This window comes from Alkalicoccobacillus plakortidis (assembly GCF_023703085.1).
GTDB lineage: Bacteria > Bacillota > Bacilli > Bacillales > Bacillaceae_D > Alkalicoccobacillus > Alkalicoccobacillus plakortidis.
Map to the genome: position 1 here is coordinate 61,241 of NZ_JAMQJY010000008.1, position 7,147 is coordinate 68,387.

2 protein-coding genes, 6 tRNA genes and 2 rRNA genes are annotated in these 7,147 nt (G+C 48.9%); all 10 read left to right on the forward strand.

The window, feature by feature from the left end:
* Positions 1–16 precede the first annotated feature (16 nt).
* A complete protein-coding gene (locus NDM98_RS23710) occupies positions 17–184 on the forward strand; it encodes a ferredoxin-like domain-containing protein (RefSeq protein WP_285804137.1) in 168 nt (55 codons plus the stop codon).
* Entirely contained in the window at positions 154–1,500 is a 1,347-nt protein-coding gene (locus NDM98_RS23135) for an NADPH-dependent assimilatory sulfite reductase hemoprotein subunit (protein ID WP_285804131.1), read from the forward strand. The genes NDM98_RS23710 and NDM98_RS23135 overlap by 31 nt, the downstream gene beginning before the upstream one ends.
* 211 nt (positions 1,501–1,711) lie before the next feature.
* Positions 1,712–1,785, forward strand: a tRNA-Arg gene (locus NDM98_RS23140).
* 25 nt (positions 1,786–1,810) lie between these two features.
* Positions 1,811–1,887 (forward strand) — tRNA-Pro (locus NDM98_RS23145).
* Between the two features lie 30 nt (positions 1,888–1,917).
* Positions 1,918–1,991 (forward strand) — tRNA-Gly (locus NDM98_RS23150).
* Between the two features lie 44 nt (positions 1,992–2,035).
* Positions 2,036–2,112 (forward strand) — tRNA-Ile (locus NDM98_RS23155).
* Between the two features lie 211 nt (positions 2,113–2,323).
* Positions 2,324–3,876, forward strand: a 16S ribosomal RNA gene (locus tag NDM98_RS23160).
* A 110-nt stretch (positions 3,877–3,986) separates the two neighbouring features.
* Positions 3,987–4,063: transfer RNA gene (locus NDM98_RS23165), tRNA-Ile, on the forward strand.
* A 13-nt stretch (positions 4,064–4,076) separates the two neighbouring features.
* Positions 4,077–4,152, forward strand: a tRNA-Ala gene (locus NDM98_RS23170).
* 277 nt (positions 4,153–4,429) lie between these two features.
* Positions 4,430–7,147 (forward strand): 23S ribosomal RNA (locus NDM98_RS23175); the annotation flags it as partial.

Below are 7,147 nucleotides of genomic sequence, written 5' to 3' on the forward strand. Positions count from 1 at the left end.
ACCAACTTATCAGTTTATGGTGCGGGTAAGAGCTCCAGGTGGAGTTGCTACACCAGATCAATGGCTAACAATGGATCGTTTAGCGCTTCAATATGGAAACGGAACGTTAAAGCTGACAACTAGACAAGCGTTTCAAATGCACGGCATCCTAAAATGGAATATGAAAAAAGTATTAAAGAAATAAACGATTCTTTAATGGACACTCTTGCAGCCTGTGGAGATGTAAACCGCAATGTGATGAGTAATCCAAATCCTTACCAATCTGAAATTCATGGAGAAGTGTATGACTGGGCACGGAAACTAAGTGACTATTTATCACCTCGCACTAGAGCGTACCATGAAATTTGGTTAGATGAAGAAAAGGTAGTGGATAGTCAAGTAGAAGAAGAGCAAGAACCGATGTATGGTAAGTACTATTTACCGAGAAAGTTTAAGATTGGAATCGCAATTCCACCATCCAATGATGTAGACGTGTATTCACAAGATCTTGGTTTTATTGCAATTGTAGAAGATGGAGAATTAAAAGGATTTAATGTTGCGGTAGGTGGCGGTATGGGGATGACCCATGGCGATACAAACACGTACCCTCAATTATCTCGTGTAATAGGATTCTGTACGCCAGATCAGTTATTAGATGTAGCGGAGAAAATTATTACCATTCAAAGAGATTATGGGAATCGTTCTGTTCGTAAATATGCAAGATTTAAGTATACAATCGATGCCCGAGGATTAGACTGGGTGAAACAAGAGCTAAATGATCGTCTTGGGTGGCAGCTTGCAAAAGAGCATGAGTACCATTTTGACCATAATGGCGATCGATATGGTTGGGTAAAAGGTACAAATAAAAAATGGCACCTCACACTGTTTATTCAAAATGGACGAATAGTTGATACTGATGACTATCCACTAATGACTGGATTGCGTGAAATTGCGAAGATCCATACAGGAGATTTCCGAATTAGTGCAAATCAAAACCTTGTGATTAGCAATGTAACCAGTCAAAAGAAACGAAAGATCAATGAATTAGTAGATAAATATGGATTAACAGATGGTAAGGAATACTCTGCCCTGCGAAGAAGCTCAATGTCCTGTGTAGCTTTGCCGACCTGTGGAATGGCGATGGCTGAGTCTGAGAGATATTTACCATTGCTGGTTTCTAAGATTGAAGTAATACTAGAGGAATCTGGTTTGCGTGATGAAGAGATTGTGATTCGGATGGCGGGCTGTCCTAATGGCTGTTCTCGTGCTGCCCTAGGTGAGATTGGATTCATAGGTAAAGCACCAGGGAAATATAACTTATATCTTGGCGCGGGTTTTGCTGGGCAACGATTAAGTAAAATGTATAAAGAAAATATAGGGGAAGAGGAAATCTTAGAAACACTTAAGCCTATTATTTCTGATTATGCAAAGAATCGAGAAGAAGGCGAACATTTTGGTGACTTTGTCATACGATCAGGTTACGTAAAGGAAGTACTTTCAGGTACAGATTTTCACGTGTAAGTGTTTTTTAAATCAAGTATGCAGTATCTTTTTTGTGGAGGTACTGCATACTTAAACTGTAAGAATAAATAAACATTTTAAAAGTTGATAAGTTTTTTTAAAAAACTATTGAAGCTTTTCGTCGGACATGATATATTATTACTTGTCGTTAAGAGCGACGCACTTACCAATGTTCTTCAACAGGTTGCATAATGATTTATTCTCATTGCTTGCGCCCGTAGCTCAACTGGATAGAGTACTTGACTACGAATCAAGCGGTTAGAGGTTCGACTCCTCTCGGGCGCGCTTATCTTTTCTATTACATAGACTTCGGGAAGTAGCTCAGCTTGGTAGAGCACTTGGTTTGGGACCAAGGGGTCGCAGGTTCAAATCCTGTCTTCCCGACCATTTAATTTTTGGTCGACATTATTATATTGTGCGGGTGTAGTTTAGTGGTAAAACCTCAGCCTTCCAAGCTGATGATGTGAGTTCGATTCTCATCACCCGCTCCAAATTTTTATATTTGGCAGAACGTGCTTTTTTTATGTCTTTTTTTGGGCCTGTAGCTCAGCTGGTTAGAGCGCACGCCTGATAAGCGTGAGGTCGGTGGTTCGAGTCCACTCAGGCCCACCAAAAAAAGTTGTTGACAAACATTTCGATGTTTGGTAACATATAAAAGTCGCCAAGTGAGCGACAAACAAGTTCTTTGAAAACTGAACAAAAGCCAAGCGTACGAAGAGATACATGATATCTCATTAGTAACAAAAAAGTCGCAGGTAACACTGCGCAATTGGAAAGTTGATGGAGACATCAATGCCAGCAGTTGAGCAATCAACTCACCACTTTTATGGAGAGTTTGATCCTGGCTCAGGACGAACGCTTGCGGCGTGCCTAATACATGCAAGTCGAGCGGACGTTTTTGAAGCTTGCTTCAAAAACGTTAGCGGCGGACGGGTGAGTAACACGTGGGCAACCTGCCTTATCGACTGGGATAACTCCGGGAAACCGGGGCTAATACCGGATAACATCTAGCACTTCCTGGTGCAAGATTAAAAGAGGGCCTTCGGGCTCTCACGGTGAGATGGGCCCGCGGCGCATTAGCTAGTTGGAGAGGTAATGGCTCCCCAAGGCGACGATGCGTAGCCGACCTGAGAGGGTGATCGGCCACACTGGGACTGAGACACGGCCCAGACTCCTACGGGAGGCAGCAGTAGGGAATCTTCCGCAATGGACGAAAGTCTGACGGAGCAACGCCGCGTGAGTGATGAAGGGTTTCGGCTCGTAAAGCTCTGTTATGAGGGAAGAACACGTACCGTTCGAATAGGGCGGTACCTTGACGGTACCTCATCAGAAAGCCACGGCTAACTACGTGCCAGGAGCCGCGGTAATACGTAGGTGGCAAGCGTTGTCCGGAATTATTGGGCGTAAAGCGCGCGCAGGCGGCCTTTTAAGTCTGATGTGAAATCTTGCGGCTCAACCGCAAGCGGTCATTGGAAACTGGGAGGCTTGAGTACAGAAGAGGAGAGTGGAATTCCACGTGTAGCGGTGAAATGCGTAGATATGTGGAGGAACACCAGTGGCGAAGGCGACTCTCTGGTCTGTAACTGACGCTGAGGCGCGAAAGCGTGGGGAGCAAACAGGATTAGATACCCTGGTAGTCCACGCCGTAAACGATGAGTGCTAGGTGTTAGGGGTTTCGATGCCCGTAGTGCCGAAGTTAACACATTAAGCACTCCGCCTGGGGAGTACGGCCGCAAGGCTGAAACTCAAAGGAATTGACGGGGGCCCGCACAAGCAGTGGAGCATGTGGTTTAATTCGAAGCAACGCGAAGAACCTTACCAGGTCTTGACATCCTTTGACCACTCTGGAGACAGAGCTTCCCCTTCGGGGGCAAAGTGACAGGTGGTGCATGGTTGTCGTCAGCTCGTGTCGTGAGATGTTGGGTTAAGTCCCGCAACGAGCGCAACCCTTGACCTTAGTTGCCAGCATTTAGTTGGGCACTCTAAGGTGACTGCCGGTGACAAACCGGAGGAAGGTGGGGATGACGTCAAATCATCATGCCCCTTATGACCTGGGCTACACACGTGCTACAATGGATGGTACAAAGGGTTGCGAAGCCGCGAGGTGAAGCCAATCCCATAAAGCCATTCTCAGTTCGGATTGTAGGCTGCAACTCGCCTGCATGAAGCTGGAATTGCTAGTAATCGCGGATCAGCATGCCGCGGTGAATACGTTCCCGGGCCTTGTACACACCGCCCGTCACACCACGAGAGTTTGTAACACCCGAAGTCGGTGAGGTAACCTTTTGGAGCCAGCCGCCGAAGGTGGGACAGATGATTGGGGTGAAGTCGTAACAAGGTAGCCGTATCGGAAGGTGCGGTCGGATCACCTCCTTTCTAGGGAGTAATACTTCTAGTCGATCACACAGGTTTACCTGATGTGAATACGCTTTGGCTTTTGTTCGGTTTTGAATGAACTTATTCATTCTAATATTTACCCCATTTGGGGGCCTGTAGCTCAGCTGGTTAGAGCGCACGCCTGATAAGCGTGAGGTCGGTGGTTCGAGTCCACTCAGGCCCACCATTTAAATAGTAACGGGGCCTTAGCTCAGCTTGGAGAGCGCCTGCCTTGCACGCAGGAGGTCAGCGGTTCGATCCCGCTAGGCTCCACCATAATCTCTTTAGAACAAATATAAGTGTTATTTGATGACCTTTTTTTGTGTCTGAAGGTTGGTTCTTTGAAAACTAAATCGTGCAATGCAAAACACACACACAACGCAATCATCTCTATAGATGTGAGCGAGTCTTTATATACACCAGTGTATTTGACAAAGAGCATCAAGCAGTTCGAGGACACAAGTTTTCGAATGAGGGAACGTACACCCGTACGTGACCGATTGAGAATAACGCAGTGGACGAAGAAATGCGCCGATGATCTGCAGTCAAATTTGGTTAAGTTAGAAAGGGCGCACGGTGAATGCCTTGGCACTAGGAGCCGAAGAAGGACGCGACGAACGGCGAAACGCCTCGGGGAGCTGTAAGTGAGCTTTGATCCGAGGATATCCGAATGGGGGAACCCACCATTTTTAATCGAATGGTACCCGTATCTGAATACATAGGATACGAGGAGGCAGACCCGGGGAACTGAAACATCTAAGTACCCGGAGGAAGAGAAAGAAAATCGATTTCCTGAGTAGCGGCGAGCGAAACGGAAAGAGCCCAAACCTGAAGGCTTGCCTTCAGGGGTTGTAGGACATTCCATTGGAGTCATAAAGAAACGGAGTAGGTGAAGCATCTGGAAAGATGCGTCAAAGAGGGTAACAACCCCGTAGCCGAAACTTCGTTTCCTCCGGAGTGTATCCTGAGTACGGCGGGACACGTGAAACCCCGTCGGAATCCGGGAGGACCATCTCCCAAGGCTAAATACTACCTAGTGACCGATAGTGAACCAGTACCGTGAGGGAAAGGTGAAAAGCACCCCGGAAGGGGAGTGAAAGAGATCCTGAAACCGTGTGCCTACAACTAGTCAGAGCCCATTAACGGGTGATGGCGTGCCTTTTGTAGAATGAACCGGCGAGTTACGATGTCGTGCAAGGTTAAGCTGATGAGGCGGAGCCGTAGCGAAAGCGAGTCTGAATAGGGCGATTTGAGTACGCCGTCGTAGACCCGAAACCGAGTGATCTACCCATGTCCAGGGTGAAGTTCAGGTAACACTGAATGGAGGCCCGAACCCACGCATGTTGAAAAATGCGGGGATGAGGTGTGGGTAGGGGTGAAATGCCAATCGAACTCGGAAAATAGTCGTTTCTCCCCGAAATAGCTTTAGGGCTAGCCTCGAGGGAAGAGTCTTGGAGGTAGAGCACTGATTGGACGAGGGGTCCCCACAGGATTACCGAATTCAGTCAAACTCCGAATGCCAAGTACTTATCCTCGGGAGTCAGACTGCGAGTGCTAAGATCCGTAGTCAAGAGGGAAACAGCCCAGACCATCAGCTAAGGTCCCAAAGTATACGTTAAGTGGCAAAGGATGTGGAGTTGCCCAGACAACCAGGATGTTGGCTTAGAAGCAGCCACCATTTAAAGAGTGCGTAATAGCTCACTGGTCGAGTGACTCTGCGCCGAAAATGTAACGGGGCTAAACGTATCACCGAAGCTATGGATGAACACCTTAGGTGTTCGTGGTAGGGGAGCGTTCCAAGGACAGCGAAGCTAGATCGTGAGGACTAGTGGAGTGCTTGGAAGTGAGAATGCCGGTATGAGTAGCGAAAGAGGGGTGAGAATCCCCTCCGTCGAAAGCCCAAGGTTTCCTGAGGAAGGCTCGTCCGCTCAGGGTCAGTCGGGACCTAAGCCGAGGCTGAAAAGCGTAGGCGATGGACAACAGGTTGATATTCCTGTACCACCTCTCCACCGTTTGAGTAATGGGGAACGCAGAAAGGTAGGGTGAGCGCGCTGATGGATATGCGCGTCTAAGCTGTTACGAGGCTTAAAGAGGGCAAATCCGCTTTCCGTTCGGCTGAGCAGTGATAGCGAGGAAATTTAGTACCGAAGTCCTTGACCGGCCGGAGAAAAGCCTCTAGCGAGGTGGAAGGTGCCCGTACCGCAAACCGACACAGGTAGGCGAGAAGAGAATTCTAAGACGCGCGGGAAGAACTCCTTGTTAAGGAACTCGGAAATGACCCCGTAAGTTCGGGGAGAAGGGCGTCGATCAGGGTGCAAGCCCGAGAGAGCCGCAGTGAAGAATTCAAAGGCGAACTGGGGTTTGTAGCAACACAGGTCTGTGAGCCGCAAGGCGAAGTATAGGGGCGCACCTGCCCGGCGCCCCGAAGGTTAAGAGGAGGGGGTTATCCTTCGGGAGAAGCTTGAATTGAAGCCCAGTAAACGGCGGCCGTAAACTATAACGGTCCTAGGTAGTGAAATTCCTCGTCGGGTAAGTTCCAACCCGCACGAATGGTGTAACGATTTGCAGACCGCTCCAACGAGAGACCCGGTGAAATTATAGTACCTGTGAAGATGCAGGTTACCCGCGACAGGACGGAAAGACCCCATGGAGCTTTACTGTAGCCTGATAGTGGATGTTGGTATCGTTTGTACAGGATAGGTAGGAGCCTTTGAAACCGGAGCGCCAGCTTCGGTGGAGGCATTGGTGGATACTACCCTGACGGTGCTGACATTTTAACCTCGACCCGTGATCCGGGTCAGGGACATTGTCAGGTGGGCAGTTTCGACGGGGCGGTCGCCTCTTGAACAGTAACGGAGGCGCCCAAAGGTTCCTCAGAATGGTTGGAAATCATTCAAGAAGTGCAAGGCATAAGGGAGCTTGACTGCGAGACCTACAAGTCGAGCAGGGACGAAAGTCGGGCTTAGTGATCCGGCGGTGCCGAATGGAAGGGCCGTCGCTCAACGGATAAAAGCTACCCTGGGGATACAGGTCACCCAAGAGTCCATATCGACGGGGAGGTTTGGCACCTCGATGTCGGCTCGTCGCATCCTGGGGCTGAAGTAGGTCCCAAGGGTTGGGCTGTTCGCCCGATTAAAGCGGCACGCGAGCTGGGTTCAGAACGTCGTGAGACAGTTCGTTCCCTATCCGTCGCGGGCGAGGCAATTTGAGAGGAGCTGTCCTTAGTACGAGAGGACCGGGATGACACACCGCTTGGTGACCAGTTGTTCCG